23 protein-coding genes are annotated in these 24,366 nt (G+C 31.8%); 13 read left to right on the top strand and 10 right to left on the bottom strand.

Going from position 1 to position 24,366, the window contains the following annotated elements; translation table 11 throughout:
* The 3 genes from AC2D8I_RS08565 to AC2D8I_RS08555 are packed head-to-tail and all read left to right on the top strand — an operon-like array spanning position 1 to position 3,832.
* Positions 1-1,353 (top strand): O-antigen ligase family protein, encoded by a 1,353-nt coding sequence (locus AC2D8I_RS08565; protein WP_484705585.1) that lies wholly within the window; start codon positions 1-3, stop codon positions 1,351-1,353.
* Positions 1,354-1,362: 9 nt separating this feature from the next.
* A complete protein-coding gene (locus AC2D8I_RS08560; protein WP_484705584.1) occupies positions 1,363-2,373 on the top strand; it encodes a glycosyltransferase family 4 protein in 1,011 nt (336 codons plus the stop codon).
* A 58-nt stretch (positions 2,374-2,431) separates the two neighbouring features.
* Positions 2,432-3,832 carry a sugar transferase gene (locus AC2D8I_RS08555; RefSeq protein WP_484705583.1) on the top strand — a complete coding sequence of 467 codons (1,401 nt, stop codon included), beginning with the start codon at positions 2,432-2,434 and terminating at the stop codon, positions 3,830-3,832.
* Here the strand turns inward: AC2D8I_RS08555 and AC2D8I_RS08550 are convergent, their stop codons facing one another.
* Positions 3,833-5,005 (bottom strand): lipoprotein N-acyltransferase Lnb domain-containing protein, encoded by a 1,173-nt coding sequence (locus tag AC2D8I_RS08550; RefSeq protein ID WP_484705582.1) that lies wholly within the window; start codon positions 5,003-5,005, stop codon positions 3,833-3,835. It abuts the gene before it with no gap.
* 7 nt (positions 5,006-5,012) lie between these two features.
* Complete coding sequence (locus AC2D8I_RS08545; protein WP_484705581.1) at positions 5,013-6,116, bottom strand: putative type IX sorting system protein PorV2; 1,104 nt, start codon at positions 6,114-6,116, stop codon at positions 5,013-5,015.
* An 80-nt stretch (positions 6,117-6,196) separates the two neighbouring features.
* Here AC2D8I_RS08545 and AC2D8I_RS08540 point away from each other — a divergent pair, with 80 nt between their 5' ends.
* Both AC2D8I_RS08540 and AC2D8I_RS08535 read left to right on the top strand, forming a co-directional pair.
* Positions 6,197-6,949 (top strand): CDP-alcohol phosphatidyltransferase family protein, encoded by a 753-nt coding sequence (locus AC2D8I_RS08540; RefSeq protein ID WP_484705580.1) that lies wholly within the window; start codon positions 6,197-6,199, stop codon positions 6,947-6,949.
* A 6-nt stretch (positions 6,950-6,955) separates the two neighbouring features.
* A complete protein-coding gene (locus AC2D8I_RS08535) occupies positions 6,956-7,774 on the top strand; it encodes a TerC family protein (RefSeq protein ID WP_484705579.1) in 819 nt (272 codons plus the stop codon).
* A gap of 241 nt (positions 7,775-8,015) precedes the next feature.
* On the opposite strand, the gene lptB is transcribed toward AC2D8I_RS08535, so the two are convergent.
* From lptB to AC2D8I_RS08515, 4 genes are all read right to left on the bottom strand, one after another.
* On the bottom strand, positions 8,016-8,756 hold the full coding sequence (lptB, locus tag AC2D8I_RS08530) for an LPS export ABC transporter ATP-binding protein (RefSeq protein ID WP_484705578.1): 741 nt from the start codon (positions 8,754-8,756) through the stop codon (positions 8,016-8,018).
* 76 nt (positions 8,757-8,832) lie between these two features.
* Entirely contained in the window at positions 8,833-9,183 is a 351-nt protein-coding gene (locus AC2D8I_RS08525) for a carboxymuconolactone decarboxylase family protein (RefSeq protein WP_484705577.1), read from the bottom strand.
* Positions 9,167-10,003 carry a twin-arginine translocase subunit TatC gene (gene tatC, locus AC2D8I_RS08520; RefSeq protein WP_484705576.1) on the bottom strand — a complete coding sequence of 279 codons (837 nt, stop codon included), beginning with the start codon at positions 10,001-10,003 and terminating at the stop codon, positions 9,167-9,169. The genes AC2D8I_RS08525 and tatC overlap by 17 nt, the downstream gene beginning before the upstream one ends.
* Entirely contained in the window at positions 10,003-10,968 is a 966-nt protein-coding gene (locus tag AC2D8I_RS08515) for a KpsF/GutQ family sugar-phosphate isomerase (RefSeq protein ID WP_484705575.1), read from the bottom strand. Before AC2D8I_RS08515 ends, tatC begins: the two co-directional genes overlap by 1 nt.
* 205 nt (positions 10,969-11,173) lie before the next feature.
* Between AC2D8I_RS08515 and AC2D8I_RS08510 the strand changes: the two genes are divergently transcribed.
* The 3 genes from AC2D8I_RS08510 to AC2D8I_RS08500 all read left to right on the top strand — a co-directional run bounded on the left by AC2D8I_RS08510 (position 11,174) and on the right by AC2D8I_RS08500 (position 15,476).
* On the top strand, positions 11,174-13,360 hold the full coding sequence (locus tag AC2D8I_RS08510; RefSeq protein ID WP_484705574.1) for a RecQ family ATP-dependent DNA helicase: 2,187 nt from the start codon (positions 11,174-11,176) through the stop codon (positions 13,358-13,360).
* A 337-nt stretch (positions 13,361-13,697) separates the two neighbouring features.
* Positions 13,698-14,630: a peptidylprolyl isomerase gene (locus AC2D8I_RS08505; RefSeq protein WP_484705573.1), complete on the top strand. Its 933-nt coding sequence runs from the start codon at positions 13,698-13,700 to the stop codon at positions 14,628-14,630.
* Positions 14,631-14,768: 138 nt separating this feature from the next.
* Positions 14,769-15,476: a tetratricopeptide repeat protein gene (locus tag AC2D8I_RS08500; RefSeq protein ID WP_484705572.1), complete on the top strand. Its 708-nt coding sequence runs from the start codon at positions 14,769-14,771 to the stop codon at positions 15,474-15,476.
* Between the two features lie 13 nt (positions 15,477-15,489).
* Here the strand turns inward: AC2D8I_RS08500 and AC2D8I_RS08495 are convergent, their stop codons facing one another.
* Entirely contained in the window at positions 15,490-16,083 is a 594-nt protein-coding gene (locus AC2D8I_RS08495) for an aspartyl/asparaginyl beta-hydroxylase domain-containing protein (protein WP_484705571.1), read from the bottom strand.
* A gap of 136 nt (positions 16,084-16,219) precedes the next feature.
* Between AC2D8I_RS08495 and AC2D8I_RS08490 the strand changes: the two genes are divergently transcribed.
* On the top strand, positions 16,220-16,555 hold the full coding sequence (locus AC2D8I_RS08490; RefSeq protein ID WP_484705570.1) for a tRNA-binding protein: 336 nt from the start codon (positions 16,220-16,222) through the stop codon (positions 16,553-16,555).
* Positions 16,556-16,571: 16 nt separating this feature from the next.
* Here the strand turns inward: AC2D8I_RS08490 and AC2D8I_RS08485 are convergent, their stop codons facing one another.
* The 3 genes from AC2D8I_RS08485 to AC2D8I_RS08475 all read right to left on the bottom strand — a co-directional run bounded on the left by AC2D8I_RS08485 (position 16,572) and on the right by AC2D8I_RS08475 (position 21,156).
* On the bottom strand, positions 16,572-18,785 hold the full coding sequence (locus AC2D8I_RS08485) for an ATP-binding response regulator (RefSeq protein WP_484705569.1): 2,214 nt from the start codon (positions 18,783-18,785) through the stop codon (positions 16,572-16,574).
* 147 nt (positions 18,786-18,932) lie between these two features.
* Positions 18,933-19,325, bottom strand: coding sequence for a PUR family DNA/RNA-binding protein (locus AC2D8I_RS08480; protein ID WP_484705568.1), 393 nt, complete (start codon positions 19,323-19,325; stop codon positions 18,933-18,935).
* 73 nt (positions 19,326-19,398) lie between these two features.
* Entirely contained in the window at positions 19,399-21,156 is a 1,758-nt protein-coding gene (locus tag AC2D8I_RS08475; RefSeq protein ID WP_484705567.1) for an ABC transporter ATP-binding protein, read from the bottom strand.
* A gap of 145 nt (positions 21,157-21,301) precedes the next feature.
* Between AC2D8I_RS08475 and AC2D8I_RS08470 the strand changes: the two genes are divergently transcribed.
* From AC2D8I_RS08470 to yajC, 4 genes are all read left to right on the top strand, one after another.
* The gene (locus AC2D8I_RS08470; RefSeq protein WP_484705566.1) at positions 21,302-22,408 is read left to right on the top strand and encodes a Glu/Leu/Phe/Val family dehydrogenase; all 1,107 of its coding nucleotides are present in this window, start codon (positions 21,302-21,304) and stop codon (positions 22,406-22,408) included.
* 93 nt (positions 22,409-22,501) lie between these two features.
* On the top strand, positions 22,502-23,446 hold the full coding sequence (locus AC2D8I_RS08465; RefSeq protein WP_484705565.1) for a transcription antitermination protein NusB: 945 nt from the start codon (positions 22,502-22,504) through the stop codon (positions 23,444-23,446).
* 66 nt (positions 23,447-23,512) lie between these two features.
* Positions 23,513-24,010, top strand: a complete 498-nt coding sequence (locus AC2D8I_RS08460) for a DUF1573 domain-containing protein (protein WP_484705564.1) — start codon at positions 23,513-23,515, stop codon at positions 24,008-24,010.
* Entirely contained in the window at positions 24,010-24,300 is a 291-nt protein-coding gene (gene yajC / locus AC2D8I_RS08455; RefSeq protein WP_484705563.1) for a preprotein translocase subunit YajC, read from the top strand. The genes AC2D8I_RS08460 and yajC overlap by 1 nt, the downstream gene beginning before the upstream one ends.
* The last annotated feature ends 66 nt before the right edge of the window (positions 24,301-24,366 follow it).

The following is a 24,366-nucleotide window of genomic DNA, read 5'->3' as shown; positions in this document are numbered from 1 at the left end:
TTGAAAGCATTTAATTATATACAAGTCATAATATTACATATTCTAATAGGAATTATAGTATATGCAATGCCTATTATGTCAAAGGTGTATTGGTTGGGTGTTTTTATTTACTTTACGTATCGAATATTTCAATCAAAACGATCATTACGCGCTACAGAAATTCTAAAGGCCTGTGGTTATGTTATTGGAGTTGAGGTGTTTTTGCGAATGACAGGCGGGAGTTTGATTTATGAAACGTCAAAGTACCTTTTAATTGTATATTGCTTAATAGGGTTTTTTACCATTAGACTCAATAAACGGGCCTTGCCTTATATTATATATTTGTTTTTATTGGTTCCTGGTATTTTTATGACGGGATTCAATATTACAGAAAACACAATATTACATACAGCAATAGCCTTTAATTTAAGTGGCCCTATAAGCTTAGGGATCGTAGCCCTTTTTTGTTATAAACTAAAGATTTCATATAAAAATATCCATAAAATACTGTTATATATAGGACTACCATTAATAACAACGACAACATATTTGTTCTTATATAATCCAGATATACGTGATGTGGTAACTGGAACTTATTCTAATTACGCTACCTCTGGCGGATTTGGACCTAATCAAGTTTCAACCGTTCTTGGGTTTGGGGTCTTTATTTTTGCAACGCGTTTCTTTTTAAAATCTCCGACATTATTTTTAAAAATATTAAATCTAATTATAATGGCTTTAGTGGGATACAGAGGTGTGGTTACTTTTAGTCGAGGCGGTGCTATTACAGGAGTTATTATAATTATAGCTTTTTTATACAGTTATTATTTAAAATCAACCTTAAAAAATAAAAAAAGAATATTGAAACTACTTGCCATATTCTTTGGAGTCGTTTTTTTAATTTGGAATTTTACTTCTGCGCAAACCGATGGGTTTATAGATAAACGCTATGCGAATCAAGATGCCGCAGGTAGAGTAAAAGAAGATTTGTCTACAGGAAGAAATCATTTAATTTCTTTTGAATGGGAAGCTTTTTTACAGCATCCTATATTAGGAGTCGGTGTAGGAAAGGTAAAAGAACTACGTCAAGAGGTACAAGGAATAGAAGCGGCTTCACACAATGAAGTGAGCCGTATTTTATCAGAACATGGTATGTTCGGTTTTTTTGCTTTTTTAATTTTGCTATTAACGCCTTTACTATTACGTATAAAAGAACGCTCTAATATCTTCTTTTTCTCATGTTATATTTTTTGGTTTCTAACGATTAATCATTCTTCAATGCGAATTGCAGCTCCATCGTTTATATATGGTTTATGCTTATTACATATTGTATACAAGCCTTCTAGAGGTAAAATAAAGCAGGTTCTAAAATAAAACTATAATATGAAAAACCTCCTGTACATAGGCAATAAGTTATCTCATAAAGGAAAAACAATAACCACAATAGATACACTAAGTAAGTTATTGGAATCTGATGGTTATACTGTAAACACAACATCGAGTAAGACTAATAAGCTGTTGCGGTTATTAGATATGTTATTCTCAATAGTTAAATATGCTAAAACAACGGACTATGTCGTAATAGATACTTACAGTACGCAAAATTTTTATTATGCTTTTTTATGCAGTCAATTATGTCGGCTATTATCATTGAAATATATACCTATTCTTCATGGGGGAAATTTACCTAATAGGTTAAAACATAATGTTAAACTTAGTCAATGGCTCTTTTCTAAAGCGTACATAAATGTCGCGCCTTCCGAATATACTAAATCGGAATTTGAAAAGTACGGATATAGAAACATAGTCTGTATTGCCAATGCTATTGAAATTGAAAAATATGTATATAATCCCCAAAAAATGGATGCCATAAGATTGCTTTGGGTAAGGTCATTTTCAGAACTATATAATCCTAATTTGGCTATAACCATCTTGCATCAATTAAAACAACAAAAAATAGCCGCTTCGTTATGTATGGTTGGACCAGATAATGATGGCGCTTTAGAAAAAGCAAAACAATATGCTAAAACACTTAATTTGCAGGTGTCTTTTACAGGGAAATTATCGAAAGCAGAATGGGTGAATTTGGCAGTTAATTACAATGTGTTTATTAATACTACAAATTTTGATAATATGCCGGTAAGTGTTATTGAAGCCATGGCATTAGGCCTTCCTGTTATATCAACAAATGTTGGAGGAATGCCGTTTTTAATTAAAGATAAAAAAGAAGGGGTTTTAGTGCACCCCAATAGAGCAGAAGAGTTTGTAAAAACGATTATCACTTTAAAAGAAAACCCAGAAAAAGTTACTGCAATAATTCAGTCTGCTAGAAGAAAAGTAGAAGGATACGATTGGGATTTTGTAAAATTAAAATGGCGTATAATTTTAAAATAAATAAGAAGATGCAAAAGATTTACTTTATTATATTTACAATTACTATTTGACCAATACTATGATGACTGACCCTAATAATAGTATACATTTTGAAATTTCTGAACGAAAAGTGCTTTTGCGCCTTTTAGACTTGCTTTTTGTAGGTATAGCAATATATGGACTTAATGATGCCTTTGCTTTTGATTATTTTACAATTAACAAAAACAATTGGATATGGGTATTGGTCTTAGGTGTTTATGTTTCAGGATTTGGGACTGTTTTCGAGCTTTACGATTTGCAAAAATCAAGTAAATTGGAAACAGTAACAACAGCAATAATTTTAACCACATCTATTACGGTATTAGTCTTTTTGCTTACCCCATTTTTAACTCCTTCTTTACCTCATAATAGAATAGAGATTGTTTATTTTTATTTAGCAATTTTATTGTCTTTGTTTGTGTGGCGAGTTGCTTATATCAATTTTATTTCGTTACCGCGATTTTATAAAAGAGTACTACTTGTAGGAGAAATTTCTAATATTGAATCTATAGTTAATGCATTTAAGAGTGCAGATCCTAATTATAAAATTATAGGCTTTATTAACTGTGAGATAGAAAGAAAAGATGCTATAAAGTTTAAAGGCATCCCCGAATATGAACCCAAAAATCTTTATAAGATAATCGAGAAAGAGCAAATTTCAGAGATTGTTGTAGCGAGTTATAATTCTGAAAATATTACATCAAATATATATAACGATTTAATAGCGCTTTTAGAAAAAGGATTTCCAATTAAAGAATATACTCAGGTATATGAAGATATAACCTATCGCGTTCCAGTTCAGTTTGTGGGGAAAGATTTTTATAAGTATTTTCCTTTTAGTCGAAATAATAAGAATAAATTATATTTAGCATACAGGCGTATGCTTGATGTAATACTATCCGTGTTAGGTATATTGCTAACTTGTATTTGCTTTCCTTTAGTTGTTATAGGGAATTTGATAGGTAACCGAGGACCACTTTTTTATAAGCAGGAGCGCGTGGGTAAAAATGGGAAAGTATTTTCTATTTATAAATTTAGAACCATGGTAATCAATGCTGAAGCAAACGGAGCTGTTTGGGCAAAAAAAAATGATACAAGAATTACTGCGTTTGGACGTTTTTTAAGAACGTCTCGTTTAGATGAAGTCCCTCAGTTTATTAATATTTTAAGAGGCGATATGAGTTTAATTGGGCCAAGACCAGAACGCCCTATATTTGTAAAAGAACTCTCTCAAGTCATTCCTTTTTATGAAACACGGCATATTGTAAAACCAGGGTTAACAGGTTGGGCACAAGTAAAGGCACGTTATGGTTCTAGCAGGGATGATAGTTTAGTAAAATTACAATACGATCTTTATTATATAAAACACAGAAGTTTTTTCTTAGATTTTAACATTTTCGTGAAAACCCTTAGTACTGTAATCTTTTTAAGAGGGCAATAATTAGTAACTGTGTGTGCTATAGAAGCGTAATAAATAAAGATATCTAAAAAGCAAAGCAAGTAGTAATGGGATTAATATTGGGGTAAATATTTGTACTCCAATAATCCAATGTAAAGTCATTAAACAAAGCATTATTACCAATAATTTTAAATAAGCTATAAACCATTTTTTAGGATATTTCCTTTTAGTTATTTGCAATATAGATAATAAGCTTACTGGAAAGGCCCATAATAAATTATAATTATAAGCTGTAGCCGTATGATCTGTAGCAAACCAAAGGAGGAGGATTAAAACCCCAATACTACCTGTTATAGAAAATAAGAGCATGTCCAACCAAACAGAACGTTGTCTTTTTTTTAAGTCTAAGTATGTTATTGTTATAATAAAAATAGCCAATAGACTAAAAATAAATATAGGGCTAGAAAAAAAATAAGACGGTTTAAAATTATTTTTTTGTTGGTAGGTTATTACCGTTTGCTTTACCAAAGAACGTCCTGAGCTTTTTAGAGTAGCTTCTTCTAAAAATTGAAAAATATATTCTGGGAGAAACATATACTCACGTGGCGTAGCAACCTTATCAATAACAGAGCCCAAAGCGATGTTTATGCCTAGGGAGCCCCAAGAATTCCAATTTAAATTATTATTAATAAGTGTTCTAAAAGTTTCAGATTTATAGGACTTAGGAGTATTGTACACAATATCGTTTTCTAAAACATATTCAGAAACATCTCGCATTTTTGTCGCACAATTGTCATAAAAGAAATCATAAAGATATTCTCTGTTTTGAGGTTTGTTATTTTCAATTAAAAAGCGATATAGGTTTTCTTTTTGCTCAGGAGAGAGGTTTAATACTTGTTCTTTTATCGTTCGATCTTGATAGCTGTAATTAGCTAGAAAGTTACGGTATTGATCTTTACCTTGACTATATTTTAATTTACCGCGCGCAAAGTTTAAAATAAAATTAGGGTCGTTAAAAGGATACCTACCATAATCATAAACAATATCGGTGTACCCAGTTTTAACCCTAAATGCATTATGTCCAAAAGCATCATTTAATGAATTTCCTGGGCCAACGGTAATAATACTAATTTCTGCATCAGGCTTTAAAAGTGTGTTTTGTGCGTAAGATGTAAAATAGAAAAGGAGAAAGGTTACAAGTATATTTTTTTTCATATTAAAACTATCTAAAAATACTAAAATCAAGTTTTACAGAAAACACATTGGAATATAGTGCTACACTTTGATCGCCTATGTCTGTAAAAGCATAATCGATATAAATACCTTTATATTCAAAACCAACCCCTAAACTGGGCTGAAAAGTTAAGTCTTCACTATTATCTATTTGTAATTCATTTTGGAAATTACCAACACCTGTTCTTAAATAGATCATATTTATATATCCAAATTCAAAGCCTAATGCTGGGTTTACACTAGCAAAAGACGTAGATAAGATGTCGTTATTTTGTTCAAATCGAACATTTAAAGCCAGTTCTGTTCTAAGCGAATAATCATAATTAAAAATAAAATTTTTAGAGACTCCTATTTGTAATTTAGGAATGGTAATCTCTGTTGTTTCAGGCAATTCTTGATTTTGCCCTTCAACAGCATTTTGTACTCTTTCAAAGGCATCTTCATCAAAGCTCCAAGCATTAAATGTAGTCGTAATATCTCTAGCCATAATACCAAATTTCCATTGGTTCTTAGTTTCAAATTGAATAGCAGCATCTAAACCAAATCCCCATGAGTTAGCAAAATCGCCAATAATTCTACGAATAATTTTAGCGTTTATTCCATAATTAAGACCTTTAAGTGGTAATTTTCGAGCATAAGAAAAAGTGAAACCATAGTCTGCAGTAGAAAATAAGCTTATGCGATCGTAGTTTACATTACCTTGATCGTCTATTAATTGTGTGGTATCTAAAATATCATCAACAGCAAAACGAATTAGAGAAAAGCCAACAGCACTTTTGTCGTCCAAAGGCATAGCAAAGGCAGCATAATCGTAATTTGCAATGTTTGCAAAATAGCTAGAGTGCATTAAGGCTAATTGTTTATCTTCTAAATGGACTAGCCCTGCAGGGTTCCAATATCCAGAATTCACATCGTTTGAACTAGCAATAACAGCATTGCTCATTCCTAGTGCAGCTGCATTTACACCAATATTCATAAATTCATTAGAATACTTTGTTTGTCCGTATAGTGCTAAAGTCACTATAAATGAAAGAATTGTATAGAGTAATTTCAATTGCGATTTTTTTACAAAGATGCTACATTTTTTATACATATTAAACTTTAAATTAAAGAGTATATTGTATAATAGCTTTTAAAAAATAAAACTTTACTATTTTTACAAAAAACTAATCAATGACAATCAAGAAGTTTATTCCAAATTTTATAACGCTCCTTAATCTATTTAGTGGAAGCATAGCAGTTTTATTTGCTGTAAATAACCATTTTGTAGCCGCTGCCTTTTTTGTGTTTCTAGGAATATTTTTCGATTTTTTCGATGGTTTTTTTGCCCGTTTATTAAATGTAAAAAGTGATTTAGGGCTTCAGCTAGATTCTTTAGCAGATATGGTTACTAGTGGCTTAGTGCCAGGAATTGTTATGTTTAAATTGATTACATTAACATGTGACGAGTCATCATTTGTAAACGGAACTAATGAGTGGAATTCTATATTGCATTTTGGGGATTTTAAATTAGCACCAATCGCATTAATTGGTCTGTTTATAACTTTGGCATCAGCTTACCGATTAGCAAAGTTTAATATAGATGAAGAGCAACAAAGTTATTTTAAAGGCATACCCACACCAGCCAATACATTATTAATTATGTCATTGCCACTTATATTGGAATTTCAAAATAACGACTTAATAAATAGTATTATTTTAAATAAATGGTTTTTAATAGGGTTGTCAATTATAAGTTGTTATTTGCTAAATGCCAATATAAAACTCTTTGCGTTGAAGTTTAAAGACTGGGGCTTTAAGAATAATGCAATACGATACATTTTTATTTTATTAAGTTTAATCTTACTCGTTATACTTCATTTTGCTGCAATACCTCTTATTATTGCATTATATATTATATTATCCTTATTAAACAAAAAACAATAAATACCAATGGCTGAAATTATTTTTACACTTTTAATGCTTGTAATGTTACAAGCAGTTTTAGGGTTTGATAACTTATTATACATCTCTTTAGAATCAAAAAAGGCACCAATCTCCGATCAAAAAAGAGTGCGTAAAGTAGGCATATTAATAGCTATTGTTCTTAGGATCGTGCTATTGTTTGTTTTGGTTTCTATTATCGATTTTTTTCAAGAGCCATTTTCTTGGCTAACAGGAGGAATTGAAAATGTTGTACACTTTGCTTTTAATGGACACAGTATAATTGTTTTAGCAGGCGGTGCTTTTATTATTTATACTGCCCTTAAAGAAATATGGCATATGATTTCTGTTAAAGATTTAAGCCAGTCAGTCGACGGAGCAGATAACAAAAGAGGTAAATCAGCAAACGCAGCAATTGTAAGTATCGTTGTAATGAATTTGGTTTTTTCTTTTGATTCTATTTTGGCAGCTATAGGATTAACTAGTGATATAGCGAACTCAACAACAGCATTTATTGTTATGGCCATAGCGATTGTTCTTAGTGGATTATTTATGTTACTCTTAGCTGATAGAATTTCTGTTTTTTTAGCTAAAAACCGAATGTATGAAGTGTTGGGGCTTTTTATTTTATTTATAGTAGGAATAATGTTAATTACAGAAGGCGGCCACTTAGCTCATTTGAAACTTTTTGGGAATGAAATTGTACCTATGAGTAAAACCACATTTTATTTTGTTATTGCTATTTTAGTAATTACTGATGTTGTGCAAGGACGCTACCAAAAAAAGCTAATAAAAGAAAAAAACAGTAAGACTGTAGAAGAAAAATAATTTGTACAGGTTTATTAGGGAAACAAAGTGCTCCTTATCTAGTTTAGGAATGAACAGGGATAATAAACGATGTTATCGTATAGATAAGCCTGTCTTTTATGAGGGCATTTTAGCGTTTCATTAAGAGGTACAAGGAGTATTTATTAAGCTTATATCATTAAAAAAAATATAAGCTTAATAAGCCCCATAAGTTTATAAGACTTCGAAAATTTATTTAACAGGGGGCTATTTAAGTCTTTATCTAAAAATCAATTTTGGTTTTTCTAAGTTCAAAATTTTGACCTAAGTATACTTTTCTTACCATCTCATCATTAGCCAATTCTTCGGGTTCCCCTGCTTTTAGAATGCTTCCTTCAAACATTAAATAGGTGCGATCTGTAATAGCCAATGTTTCTTGTACGTTATGATCGGTAATTAAGATCCCAATATTTTTTTGAGATAATCGTGCAATAATACGTTGTATATCTTCTACGGCAACGGGATCTACTCCCGCAAAAGGTTCGTCTAATAAAATAAAGTTAGGATCTGTTGCTAAAGCACGGGCAATTTCTGTACGACGACGTTCTCCACCAGACAATAAATCGCCTCTATTTTTGCGAATATGCCCTAAGCTAAATTCATCAATTAGCGATTCCATTTTATGTAATTGTTCTTTCTTACTTAACTTAGTTAATTGTAAAACACTTAAAATATTATCTTCTATACTTAATTTTCTAAAAACAGAAGCTTCTTGAGCAAGGTAACCAATCCCATTTTGTGCACGTTTGTACATCGGGTATTTGGTTATATCAGTCCCTTCTAAATGAATTGCGCCTCCATTGGGTTTAATTAATCCAACAATCATATAAAAAGAGGTTGTTTTTCCTGCACCATTAGGTCCTAAGAGGCCAACAATTTCTCCTGTATTAACTTCAAGAGAAACACTTTTTACAACTTTTCGTCCATTGTAGGACTTCATTAAATTTTCGGCTTTAAGCTTCATAGATTCTAAATATGGATACTAAAAATAGTTAAATGAATTGTGTACTAGAGGGGTTAAGGTATTATTTATGCAAAATTTAACGTAGCGTTTCTTCTAATGCGTCCCAATATTCATAAGCTCTCCTGAGGTGAGGAATTACAATGGTACCGCCTACTAATGTTGCAATACCAAGAGTTTCAACAACCTGTTCTTTGCTAAGCCCTTCCTTGAAACAAGCCTCTAAATGGTATTTAATACAATCGTCACAACGCAATACAGTAGAAGCGACTAAGCCAAGCAATTCTTTGGTTTTTGTATCTAATGCACCCGCAGCAAAAGCGTTGGTGTCTAAATTAAAAATACGTTTTATTATTTTATTATTGTCGGAGAGAATGCTTTCATTCATTCTAGTACGATATGAATTGAATTCGTTAACTAAGTCTGACATCTTTTTTTATTTTACGCTTTTGAGCTTTTATTACAAATTTAGAGATATAAATACTAACTTCATATAGAATAAGTATTGGAATGGCAACTATAATTTGACTTGCTATGTCTGGCGGTGTTATAATTGCCGAGAAAATTAAGACTATCACTAGTGCGAATTTCCTGTATTTTCTGAGAAATTGAGGGGTTACTAGGCCTACTTTGGTTAAAAAGAAAATAATAATAGGCAGTTCAAAAATAAAACCAGATGCTATAACAGAAGCTCTTAATAAGCCAATGTAACTGCTTAAATCAAAATTATTTTCCACTTGATCACTAACCATATAACTGCCTAAGAAATTAATAGATAAAGGGGTGATAATATAATATCCAAAAAGGACGCCCGTAAAAAATAATAAAGATGAAACAACGATAAATCCTCTGGAATTCCTGCGTTCTGACTGTCTCATTCCAGGACTAATAAATGTCCATAGTTGATACATAACATAGGGGAAGGCTATAATAAAACCAGCATAGATAGAAGTCCATATATGCGCAGAAAATTGCCCTGCCATTGTTCTACTTTGAATATCGAAAGGGAATTTATCACCGCAAAAAGAGGTGTCTTCAATACCTATAAATTCAGCCATACTACATAACCATTTGTAAGTTGGAAAGGTCATTCTACTAGGACCAAAAAGGATTACATCAAAAATAAACCCTTTAAACATAAAAGCAACGGTTCCGCAAATAACTATGGCTAAACAGATCCTAATTAAGTGCCATCTTAAATCTTCAAGATGATCTAAGAAAGACATCTCATTAACATTTTTTTTTGCCATTATATAATTCCTTCTTTTATTAAGTCATGTAAATGGACTACACCTGCATAGTTCCCGTTTTTTTCAACTAATAATTGTGAAATACCATTGGTTTCCATAAGCTCCATCGCATCAACGGCCATGGCATTTTCTTCAATATGTTTTGGGTTCTTACTCATAATATCTTGAGCCGTTAATTTTGAGAAATCTCCCCCTTTAGTTAGCATTCTACGCAAATCACCATCGGTTATAATACCAATAATTTTTTGATGATCTACTACAGCTGTAACACCAAGCATTTTTTCTGTGATCTCAATTATAACCTCCTTAATATTAGTGTCTGGAGCAACTTGAGGTTTTTGGTTCACAGCGGATAAGTCATGCACTCTTAAATATAATTTTTTGCCTAAAGCACCTCCAGGATGATATTTTGCAAAATCTTTACTAGAGAACCCTCTTATTTCTAATAAACAAACTGCTAGTGCATCTCCCATTACCAACTGGGCAGTAGTGCTTGTAGTTGGAGCTAAGTTATTTGGGCAAGCTTCTTTTTCAACATAAGTATTTAAAACATAATCTGCTTGCGTACCAAGAAAGGAATCTTTGTTACCTGTAATGGCTATTAAAGTATTTTTTGCATTTTTAATTAAAGGGACAAGGACTTTTATTTCAGGAGTATTTCCGCTTTTAGAAATACAAATAACAACATCGTCTTCTAATATTAATCCTAAATCTCCATGTATTGCATCAGCAGCATGCATAAAAACAGCAGGCGTACCTGTAGAATTTAATGTGGCAACTATTTTTGTTGCTATAATTGCACTTTTACCAATACCAGTAATAATCACGCGACCTTTGGATTTATAAATAAGGGCTACAGTTTCTGCAAAAGCGTTATCTAATTGGTTTGCAAGGTTATTTATAGACTGACTTTCTAAGGCAATAGTCTCTTTTGCTATTTTTATGATAGAGTCTTTAGTATTCAAAATATTTCAATTTTAGAGTAGATGCGTTTAAACAGATGTGTTACTTTAGTGGTACGTATTATATTACGTTTAATATGACGCAAATTTAGCGAAAAATTAAGAGGAATTGTAAATAGACCATTAAATATAGCAGGATAAATATATTTTTTGTGTATTTTTATATATGTAAATGATTATTAATTACAATTAACTAGAATATTAAGAAGTGAAAAGTGAAATACATTTAGCCCTAAAAAAGTATTTTGGTTTTAGTGACTTCAAGGGTTTACAGGAAGCTGTAGTAACGAGTATATTAGCAAATGAGAATACATTTGTTGTTATGCCTACAGGCGGCGGTAAATCTTTATGTTACCAATTACCGGCTTTAATGAAGGAAGGAACAGCTATTGTTGTGTCGCCTTTAATAGCATTAATGAAGAATCAAGTTGATGCCATTAGAGGGCTTTCAGATGAAAATGGAGTAGCACATGTACTCAATTCATCATTGAACAAAACAGAGATAAAACAAGTAAAAGAAGATATAACAAATGGGGTAACAAAATTGCTTTATGTTGCCCCTGAGTCTTTAACTAAAGAAGAGAACGTAGATTTCTTGCGCTCCGTCAAAATTTCTTTTATGGCGGTAGATGAAGCACACTGTATTAGTGAGTGGGGACATGATTTCCGACCAGAATATAGAAACCTAAGAGCTATAATTGGCCGTATTGGTGACAATATTCCTATTATAGGACTTACAGCTACAGCAACTCCAAAAGTACAAGAAGACATTCTTAAAAATTTAGGAATGAGTGATGCAAAAACATTTAAAGCCTCATTCAATAGACCTAATTTATATTATGAAATTCGTCCAAAAACAAAGCATGTCGATTCCGATATTATTCGTTTTGTAAAGCAAAATGAAGGAAAAACAGGGATCGTATATTGTTTGAGTAGAAAACGGGTAGAGGAGCTTGCCCAAGTCTTGCAAGTAAATGGTATTAAAGCATTGCCTTACCATGCTGGGTTAGATGCAAAAACAAGAGCAAAACATCAAGACATGTTCTTAATGGAAGATGTAGATGTTGTGGTTGCAACCATTGCGTTTGGGATGGGAATAGATAAACCAGACGTCCGTTTTGTAATTCATCATGATATCCCCAAAAGTATCGAGAGCTACTATCAGGAAACAGGACGCGCGGGACGAGATGGAGGAGAAGGTCATTGCTTAGCCTATTATTCATATAAGGACATAGAAAAATTAGAAAAGTTTATGTCTGGAAAACCTGTAGCAGAGCAAGAAATAGGACAGGCCTTGCTTCAAGAAGTTGTTGCCTTTGCTGAAACGTCTATTTCTAGACGAAAATTTATACTTCATTATTTTGGTGAAGCGTTTGATAATGCAACAGGAGAAGGTGGGGATTTGGATGATAATATGCGGCACCCTAAAAAACAACAAGAAGCCAAGGAGGATGTTAAGCTGCTGATAGAGATTGTACAATTTACAAACGAAAAGTATAAATCTAAGGATTTAGTAAATGTGATTGTAGGCAAGGAAAACGCATTAATAAAGTCTCACAAGACAGAAGCAAAACCTTTTTTTGGAACAGGAAGCTATAAAACCGATAAATATTGGATGGCGTTAATTCGTCAAGTATTGGTAGCAGGTTATCTTAAAAAAGATATAGAAACTTATGGTGTTATAAAAGTAAGACCTGAAGGGCGAGATTTTGTAGAATCGCCAAAGACGTTTATGATGACAGAGGATCATCAGTTTAATGAAAACCACGATGATAGCATTATTACGGCATCAAAAGGCGCTGCTGTAGATCAAGCATTAATGACAATGCTTAAAAACTTAAGAAAAAATAATGCTAAAAAAATGGGGGTTCCCCCATTTGTTATTTTTCAAGACCCTTCTTTAGAAGATATGGCGCTTAAATACCCCATTTCATTACTAGAGTTAGGAAATGTACATGGTGTAGGAGAAGGAAAGGCTAAAAAATATGGTAAAGATTTTGTCGCTTTAATCGGGAAATATGTTGAAGATAACGGAATTGTCCGTCCCGATGATTTGGTTGTGAAATCAACAGGAAGTAATTCGGGATTAAAATTATACATTATTCAAAATGTAGATAGAAAATTGCCATTAACCGATATTTCTTCAGCAAAAGGAATGGAGATGGCTGCATTTATTAAAGAAATGGAGGCAATCGTGTTTTCAGGAACAAAGTTGAATATAGATTATTGGATTGACGATATTCTAGATGAAGATCAGCAAGAAGAACTATACGATTATTTTATGGAGTCTGAGACCGATAAAATAGATGTTGCTATAGATGAGTTTGATGGTGATTATGACGATGAAGAATTACGTTTATATCGTATTAAATTTATTAGTGAAGTCGCTAATTAAGAGTATTTGTTAATTTTTTTAAGTTGAATTTTTTATTTTATTGAATAAGAAATTCAACTTTTATTTTTTATAGCAGAAAGTTAAAACAATTAAATAGAATCTTAATTAGCGTTACCTTATACGACATCATAAAGCTGTTTTATATGCCTGTGATTATTCTCGAATTTTAGAGTTAACGAAGATCTCGTTGTTTAATGATTTCTAAAAGGAAAACGATAGTTATTTTAATAACATCCTAACAGTAAGCTTTTAATGTAGGCTCTTTAAAAAAGAAGAACTCATAAATAGTAATTCATAAATCATTGCTTATCTTTGCAGCTCATTAAAAAACAATGTAATGCAAGACGGTTTATACGCAAAATTTAATACAACTAAAGGCGAAATATTAATCGCTTTAGAATATCAAAAAACACCGGGGACAGTAGGTAATTTTGTTGCTTTGTCGGAAGGAAATATGGAAAACGATGTAAAACCTCAAGGGACACCTTATTATGATGGTTTGAAATTCCATAGAGTGATTGATAATTTTATGATTCAAGGTGGTTGTCCTCAAGGAACAGGAACAGGTGCACCAGGTTATAAGTTTGATGATGAGTTTCATCCAGATTTAAAACACAGTGGGCCTGGGATATTATCTATGGCAAACTCAGGACCAGGAACAAACGGAAGTCAGTTTTTTATAACACATGTTGCTACAGATTGGTTAGATGGAAATCATACTGTTTTTGGTAAAGTTGTTGAGGGACAGGATGTGGTTGATGCTATTGCTCAAGACGATGAAATAAAAACAGTAAAAATAGTACGCGTAGGAGCAGAAGCCGAAAATTTTAATGCTATTGAAGCATTTAGAACTTTTGAAGGGGCACGTGAAGCACGTATAGCAGCAGAAAGAGAGGCGAAAGCAGCAGAAATGAATAAATATGCAGAAGGCTTTGAAGCGACTAATAGTGGGTTGCGTTATCAAATTCTTCAAAAAGGAACTGGTGTAAAAGCTGAAAAAGGGAAAACAGTTTCTGTTCACTATAAAGGGACTTTAACAGATGGAACCGTATTTGATTCTTCATATAAAAGAAACGCTCCAATAGATTTTGCTTTAGGAACAGGACAAGTAATCCCTGGATGGGATGAAGGTATTGGTCTTTTAAGTGTAGGTGATAAAGCACGTTTTGTAATTCCAAGTGACTTGGCATATGGTGCTCAAGGTGCTGGCGGTGTAATTCCTCCAAATGCTATTCTAATTTTCGATTTAGAATTGATGGATGTAAAGTAAATAAAATAATTTTATAAGAATAAGTGGATTTTTTGTTTTTATAAAATAAGAGTAACATAAATATAATTTTGGCGTCTCATGTACATGAGACGCTTTTTTTTGCGCTTAATAGTTGTATTTTTAATCAATCAATCAAAAATGAAAAACAAAGCTTTATTTTTTTTATTTCAGGTAGCTTTTATATTTAGTTGTTCAAAAAGTATTACATATACTCCTGAATTTATAGAACAAACTTCAGGGCGTTATTTATATAGCCAAGATGAGGTTGTAGATGTGTACTATGAAGATAATGAGTTATTCTTAAAATGGCGAGGCGCAGAGCGAATCAAGCCGATTGTTTTAGATGAAAACAAATTCTCTGTAATAGAAATGAACGCAATACTTCATTTTGTGATAAAACCAGAGACTGACACACAATATCTGTCAAAAATATCGAAAGCAGATAAAGACATTGTTTCCTATGATTATAAAAAAGTCTCGGATTCTTTTAAGGTGCCCAGTATGTATTTAAAAGAAAAGAATTATGAAAAAGCACTAGCTGGTTATTTAGAAATTCAAAAACAAGATTCATTAAGTATTTTTTTAAGTGAGCGGGCTTTCAATAGTTTTGGTTATAAGTTAATGCGAGAAAAAAAATACCAAGAAGCCATCGCGGTTTTCAAGATTAATGTGGCATTGTATCCCACTAGTGATAATGTGTACGATAGTTTGGCTGAAGCTTATCTGGGTGTGGGCGATAGCCTTCGAGCGTTAGATCATTACAAGAAAGCGCTACAGTATAATACGGGGAACAGGAGGGCTAAACGGTTTATCAAAAATTATAAGAAGCGAAAAGATACGTTGTAATTGTTTTTCTTTTTTAACTATTGGTAATGATTTTACGAATCCAATCGTTAGGAATCATGTCTATTGTTAAGTTAACACGCTCTGTACTTCCATAATTGTTCACGCTATGTGGGTCTGTAAGTTTTAAGTACCAGCATTCTCCTGGTTTCATTGGGACAGGAGTGTGATTTAAAAAAAAGGTTATGTTTTCCTTATTTAGAATGGGGATGGTTAGTCTAATAACCGATTTTTCAACTTCAAGACCTAAAGTAGGGTCTGTATGTTCTTTTACAACAGAACCAGGTGCTAAACGGAGTAGTCTAACTAGTGTGACTTTGGTATGCTTCCGAAAGGTATCGATAATGCTCATTAAATACGGGGACTTTATAAGTTCGGGAGTATCCATCCAATCTGTCCAAGAACCATCTGCATAATCGCTAGCAGGAGGCGGAAAGGGTAGGGAAGTGTCAACCAAATGCGCAGGAGCACATAATTGTATAACATTATAGTATTCAAAATTACTAAGTTTTAAGGCTTCAAATTCAGCAAGCATTTTATCGGTGTTAAATGTGAAAGGGAGTTTAATGCGATCTTTATTTTGAGGTAGCTGCTCTGTAGATTGTGTCATAATAGCTTTTATTAAGAGACTAAGATACTAAAACCACTAACGAAAAGTAAAATAAGCATTGTTTTGTTTTCTATAAAATAGCTTGTAAAAACTAAGTAATACTTAATTTAATGTGAAAAATAAGTACATTTATTATATGAAAAATACAATACAATTTGAAGATTTTACAAAAGTGGATTTACGTGTAGGAACTATTATCAAGATTAACAATTTTCCAGAAGCGAGAAACCCGGCATACCAATTAACTATAGATTTTGGAGGTCTAGGTATTAGGAAATCATCTGCACAGATTACAACATTGTATACAAAGGATGAATTGTTGAATAGACAGATTATAGCGGTAATTAATTTTCCAAGAAAACAAATCGCTAAATTTATGAGTGAATGCCTAATATTAGGTGCTGTGAATGGGAAGGATGTTATTTTATTAAATCCAGATCATCTTGTGGCAAACGGAAGTGTTGTTAGTTAGATTGATTCTCTAAAAATTAGTGTCCTTTATTTATGTTTTTTAAAATGGTATTAAAAAACAGTGAATTATCATAAGGTTTTAGAATGAGGTCATTCATTCCTGCTGCAATTATTTTTTGTCTTATTTCATCTGCTTCAACAGCAGTTAGAGCAACTATAGGGGTTTGTTTGTCAAATAAACGAATAGATATTGTCGTCTCATAACCATTTAGTTTGGGCATATTAATGTCCATTAAAATAAGGTGGTAATTGTTTTTTTTAGCCAGTACTATGGCTTCTTCGCCATTACTAGCTATGTCACATTTAAAATGTTTAGTTTCTAATATTTTTTTAGTAATTTTTTGATTAATTTTATTGTCATCAACAATAAGAATTAAACAGTTTTCAAAATGATCTTCAGTAGTGGTGTCCAGTAAACTTGAACATCTCGAGGAGGTGTTTGTACTTGTTAGACTAGCTTCTAAAGGCAGTGTAAAACTAAATGTAGCGCCTTCATTAGCTTTACTTATTAAGTGTATTTTACTACCGTGTAAGGCTAGTAGTTTTACAACTATTGGTAAGCCTAACCCTGTACCTTGATAGTTATAATTTGAATTTTGTATTTGCGAAAATTCATCAAATATAGAATTCTGTTTTTCTAGAGGGATACCAATGCCATCATCTGCTATAGTAAATTTAGAAAGGTATTTGCCTTGTTCTGTTATTTTAAGTAATTCTATTTTAACCCATATCGTTCCATTTTCATTAAACTTAACAGCGTTACCAATAAGGTTCATTAGTATTTGCGATAAGCGAATAGAGTCTCCAATTAATGCTTTAGGAATTTTAGAATCTACATTTATTATGATTTTGTTGTTGTTTTGTTCTAGGCCAAAAGCAAAAGACTGTGTAATACTGTTTATAAGAGTGTCTAAGTTAAAGGGCAGTTTTTCAAGTTTAATACCATTGCTTTCCATTTTGCTTAGCATTAAAACATCATTGATTAATGCGAGCAAATAATCTGCAGAGAACTTTAACGATGTTAAATCCGTTTTATGAGAGTCTTTAAGTTCTTTATCTTCTAATAATATTGAAGAAAGCCCAATAACACCATAAAGTGGCGTTCTTATTTCATGGCTTATAGTCGAAAAGAATTGTGTTTTTAGTTTAGAAAGTTGTTCTGCTTTGTTTTTGGCTTCTACAAGTTCTTTATTTTTTTTGGAGAGCTGATTAATGTATTTTTTTCGATTTTTAGCTAATACAAATATGGCGATTAAGCCTATTAGTAAAATTACAGATAATATAGTGGAAAGAATATTGAGGAATTTTGATTTTTGCACCATTTTTTTAGAAAAATCACGTTCTTTTTTAGCCGCTTGCGATTCGTTTTGATACATTTTTACTTCAAATTTGGCATTGATTTCTGTTAATAAAATCTCCTTTTCCAAAAGATGTATCTTAGCATCTATTTCATGTAATTTTTTTAGATAATAGTTGGATTTACTTAAATTATGTTTTTTTTCATAAGCCCGATGTAAATGTTTAAAAACTTTTGAAGCTTGATTAAAATATTGTTCTTCAGCTAAGTCTACAGATGTTTCTAAAGCTGTTATAGCTTTGTCGTATAAGCCAATAGAATTATAATAACACCCAAAAAGAATATTGAGGTTTAAATACATAATCTCATGATGCTTTTGCTGGTTTAATAATTTTTGTGTTTTTATTAAATATGGATAAGCTTTTTTAGGTTGTTTAACAAGTAGGTAGGCTTCGGCTATATTCATATATGAAGGAACCGGAATGTAACTTGATGGTTTGTTTTTACTAATCTCAATAGCTTTTAAGTAGTAGCCAATCATTTTTTTATAATTGAGTTGTGTTACCACCTGTACATTAGCTAGATCGTTGTATGCCCATGCAATTAAGCTATCGGTTTTAATTTGAATTGCTTTTTTTAAGGCCTTTTCTTGATACATTCTGGCTTTTACTGTATCTTTTATTAAATGATGTATATAGCCTAGTTCTGTGAATCCTCGAAATTCGTAGTATAGATTATTGCTCTTCTGTGCTTCTTCTACTAATTTAAAGCTATTTTTAATGGCTTTTGAATATTCGTATACTTTGAGGTATTCTTCTGCTTCGGATAACAGTTTGTTTAAACTATCGGCAGGGTATTCTTTATGGTCTTGAGAGTATGATATAGAATGGAATAGGCATAGAAAGCCCCCTAATAGAATTGAAAAATAGCGCATAACAAAGTTGGTTAGTCCTCTAATTTACTCATTACTAGTGTTAAATCAAAGTTATTTGTTTTTATATAAGCAGACTTTATAAAAAATAAAAAAACCGCTACTTAAATTAAATTTAAGTAGCGGTTTTTTTTCTTGTTGTTAAGTTAACTATATATCGTCGAAATCTATATCTGTAAAGCGACTTTCTGCTGCTTCAGAACTTGGTTTAGCCTCTGTATTTGTAAGAGGGGTATCATACTCTTTCTTAAAATCTTTTTGATGACGATCACTAATTACTTCATTTCCTTTCTCTGCAATAACATAATCTGTCATTTCTTGAAGTATGCTATTGAATTCATTAAAATCTTCTTTGTATAAATAGATTTTGTGTTTTTTATAGTGAAACGATCCATCATCATTAGTAAACTTTTTACTCTCTGTAATCGTTAAATAATAATCTCCTGCCTTAGTGGATCTAACATCAAAGAAGTAGGTGCGTCTTCCTGCTCTTAAAACTTTTGAATAAATCTCCTCTTTCTCCATCATCTCGTTATTGTGCATCGTTTTTGATTTTTATATAGTTATAAATTTAATAGACTCAAAAATCTAAAAAAAAATGAAACCATACAACAAATTATAGCATTTCTTTTGCATTTAATTGTTTTAAGTAAAGCTCTTTGTAGTATCCATCTGTGTTTATAAGGGTTTTATGAGTCCCTTTCTGTACAATTTTACCACCATCTAAAACGATAATTTGGTCTGCATTTTTAGCCGAAGAAATTCGGTGACTTACAATTATTGTTGTTTTGCCTACAGAAAGCGTGTCAATATTTTTTAATATTTTTTCTTCAGTTTCTGTATCTATAGCAGATAAGCAATCATCAAACAATAAAATTTGAGGCTTTTTTATAATCGCTCGTGCTATCGACACACGTTGTTTTTGCCCGCCAGATAAGGTGATTCCTCGTTCTCCCAAAACAGTTTCATATTGTTTGGTGAATTTTATGATGTTTTCATGTACTTCTGCTTCTTTAGCGGCTGTAATAACTTCTGCGTCAGAAGCCTCTTCTTTACCAAATTTAATGTTATTGTTTATTGTATCGCTAAATAAAAAGGCGTCTTGCGGAACGTAACCAATGGCATTTCTCAAGCTGTTTAAATTGAGTTTATCAACATTTTCTTCATCTATTAAAAGACTTCCTTTATTGATGTCGTATAAACGCCCAATAAGATCTAAAATGGTAGATTTCCCGGATCCTGTTTTTCCTATTATAGCTAAGGTTTCTCCTGCATTCACTTTAAAACTAATGCCTTTTAATGCTTGAATGTTCGTGTCGTCATAAGTAAAATGTACATGCTTAAATACAATGTCTCCTTTTATAGTAGAAGGCTCTTCAATCGTATTTTTAATTTCAGGCTCTACTTTTAGAAATTCATTAATACGTTTTTGAGAGGCTTCTGCTTGTTGCACAATAGAAGTTACCCAACCTACTGTTGCAACAGGCCAAGTTAGCATATTTACATAAATTATAAATTCAATAATGGTTCCTAAAGAAATTATACCATCCATATATTGTTTTCCTCCTATATAAATAACAAGAAGGTTACTAATACCAATAAGTAGTATCATCATTGGAAAAAAGAAAGCTTGTACTCTTACTAAGCTTAGCTGTTTTTCTTTACTCGTTATGGATAAGGTATTAAATTTTAATGCAGTTTGTGGTTCTATACCATAGGCTTTTATAACAGATATGCCGCTAAATGTTTCTTGAGTGAATGTAGATAATTTAGATAAGTATTGCTGTACAGCAGTACTTCGTTTATGAATCTGTTTGCTAATTTTATAGATTAGAATAGATAAGATTGGTAAAGGGATAATGGTATATAAAGTAAGCGTCGGAGCTTGTCTATACATAAAAAATAAAGCGACAACAAATAGTGTTATAGTGTTAATACCATACATAATTGCTGGGCCAGTATACATGCGTACCTTACCAACGTCTTCACTAATGCGATTCATTAAATCTCCAGTTCTATTTTTTTTATAAAAATTTAAGGATAGCTTTTGATATTGTTTATAAATCTCATTCTTGAGATCATACTCTATAAATCGGGAGACATTAATAATGGCCTGTCTCATAAAAAAGGTTAATATCCCAGTAGCTATAGCAGTTGCAATAATTATAAGAATGTACTTTAAGAGCTCGCTTTTGTAGTTAGTAATATCATTATTAGGGTTTTGGACCTGATGATTAACAATGTCTACTAAGGAGCCTATCAGTTTAGGTACGAATACTCTGAATAAATTTGAGCTTATAGTGATGATAATTCCTATAACTAGCTGAATTCTATACTTATAAAAATATTTTTTTAGATGCTGTAATTCTTTCATTTCCAGATTGAAATAAGGTGTTTAGTTAACATTTTCGTAAATTAATGCCTATATTTTTGCAATAAAACTAATATTAGATTATTTTTACCCGTTGTTTTTACATAATTAGTAATTAGCAGCTTAAACTAACTTAATTAAAACTTAAATGATTTCAGAAGTTATTAACACAAACGAATTACACAAAATAGATCCAGTTTTTGGGCAATTATCCTTTGACGGTCATGAACAAATAGTTTTTTGCAATGACAAAGATACAGGATTAAAAGCAATAATTGGTATTCATAATACGGTATTGGGACCTGCTTTAGGAGGCACTAGAATGTGGCAGTATAATAATGAATGGGAAGCATTAAATGATGTTTTGCGTTTATCTCGTGGTATGAGTTTTAAGTCGGCAATTACAGGATTAAACTTAGGTGGCGGTAAGGCTGTTATTATAGGCGATGTTAAAACTCAAAAAACACCAGCTTTAATGAAGCGTTTTGGAGAGTTTGTGCATTCTTTGAGCGGAAAATATATTACAGCAGAAGATGTTGGAATGGAAACCAGCGATATGGATTTAGTTCGCGAGGTAACGCCTTATGTTACTGGTATTTCTGAAGCTAAAGGTGGGGCTGGAAATCCATCACCAATTACAGCTTATGGCGTTTTTATGGGAATGAAAGCAGCAGCAAAGTATAAATTTGGAACCGATGTGTTAGAAGATAAATCTGTTATTATACAAGGTATTGGGCATGTAGGAGAGTCTTTAGTAGAGCATTTAACAAATGAAGGTGCAAAAGTTATTATTTCCGATATTAATGAAGCGCGATTAAATGAAGTAAGTGCTAAATATGGCGCTACCATTTATACTGGAAAAGATATTTATAGTGAAGCGGTTGATATTTATGCGCCTTGTGCTTTGGGAGCAACTATTAACGATGCAACAATTAATAATATTAAAGCAAAAGTAATAGCAGGAGCAGCTAATAACCAATTGGCAGACGAAAATAAACACGGGCAAATGCTTAAAGAAAAGGGGATTGTATATGCTCCAGACTTTTTAATTAATGCAGGCGGTATCATAAATGTATACGCAGAATTAGAAAATTACGGTAAAACGGAAATTATGCGAAAAACAGAGAATATATACAATACAACATTAGAAATTCTAACGAATGCAGAAGCTAATGATATCACTTCTCATCAAGCAGCGTTAAATATTGCACAAGGAAGAATAGATGCAAGAAAAAAAGAGAATATGAATGCATAAGTAATTCATAAAAAAGACTATTTTTGCAGGGCGAAAGTTATTTTAACTTTTGCCCTTTTTTAATGATAAATATATTAAAAGTTCTTTGTAAAGATGTTAAGTAGAAGACACATTAGAGTAAAAGTAATGCAAGTGCTATATGCATTTCAAGGTACAGAAAGCGATAGCTTTGTTAAAGATCAGAAATTCTTGCTTTACAGTATAGATAATATGTATAACCTATATTTGTTGTTAATGTCATTAATGATCGAAGTACAAAAACGAGCAGAAAGTCATTTAACGAAAACACAAAATAAATACTTAGCAACCAAAGAAGAAAAAAATCCCAATTGTAAATTTATTAATAATGAAGTGCTTCAAATGCTTAAGAATAATGAGCAGCTGAATGCTAAATTTATATCTCAAAATGTTAGAAATTGGGAATTAGACGATGAATATGTTGATCTTATTTTTAAAGCCATTCTAAAAAGCGAGCTTTATAAAACCTATATGGAAACAAGAACTTCTAGTTTTAAAGAAGATAAAGAGTTTTTGATCGATGTTTTTAAGGATATTATAGCGCCTAATGAGAAGTTGTATGACTATTTGGAAGATAAAAACTTAACCTGGCTGGATGATTTACCTACCGTAAATACTACAATATTGAAATTGCTAAGGAAGGTTAAAAACACATCAGATCAATTTCACTTTCTACCCAAATTGTACAAAGATCTAGATGATAAACAATATGCAATAGATTTATTTCGAAAAACCTTACTTAATCAAAGTGGATTATTAAACGAAATAGAAGGTAAAACAACCAATTGGGATGCAGATCGTATTGCTTCATTAGATAAAGTATTATTAAAAATGGGGATTTGCGAATTAAAGAGTTTCCCATCCATACCAACAAAAGTAACCATTAACGAATATTTAGAAATCTCTAAAGAATATTCGACTCCTAAGAGTAGTATTTTTATAAATGGAATTTTAGATAAGTTGGTTAAAGACTATCAAGAATCGGGTAAATTAAATAAAGTCGGGAGAGGTTTGATGTAAATAAAAAAATATTATTATTTTTACCGCCTTAAAAGTTAATTGATAACAAAAAATAAATAAGAAATTATGAAAAAAGTAGTACTCCTATTCAGCGCAATTTGCTTAATGGTTTTTACATCATGTAAAGACGATGCAGCAGGAAAAGTAGATGATAAAAAAGTAGAAGCAGCAGCAGAAAGAGATGCTAATGCATCAAATTTTCCAGTGATAAAATTTGATAAGGTAGATCACGATTTCGGAGAAATCATTTCAGGAACAAATGTAGAAACGGTATTTAATTATACAAATACAGGGAAATCTCCTTTAGTAATTACAGATATTAAGAGTTCTTGTGGTTGTACAATCCCTAAAGATTGGTCAAAAGAGCCATTAGCTCCAGGAGCAGCAGGTAGTTTTACTGTGAAATTTAATGGTAAAGGCGCGAATAAAGTTTCTAAAACAGTTACTGTAACTGCTAATACAGAAAAAGGAAGAGAAACAGTTAGAATTTCTGCTTTTGTAAAGCCAGATCCAAATGCACCTAAAAAACCAGCAGTTCCAACTGCATCTCCAGTAGTTAAGTAATGGAAAACATCACACAGTTTTTACCATTCATTTTAATGTTTGGTGTCGTTTATTTCTTTATGATAGCACCACAAATGAAACGTGCTAAGAAAGAGAAGCTCTTTGCTTCAGAATTGAAGCGAGGAGATAAAGTTGTTACTAAAAGTGGAATGCATGGCAAAATCGCAGAGCTTAATGATAAAGATAGTAGCTGCGTTATTGAAACAATGGCCGGTAAAATTAAATTTGACCGTTCTGCAATTTCTATGGAAATGAGTAAATCACTTAACACTCCAGTAAAAGAAAAATAAAATTCATAAAATGAATTATAAAAAAAGGCTTCCTAATAATTTAGGAAGCCTTTTTTTATGGGATAT

The organism is Lacinutrix sp. YIN62 (genome assembly GCF_057219185.1).
Note: the sequence above shows the minus strand (reverse complement) of the source record. Positions and strands in the feature narration are given on the sequence as shown.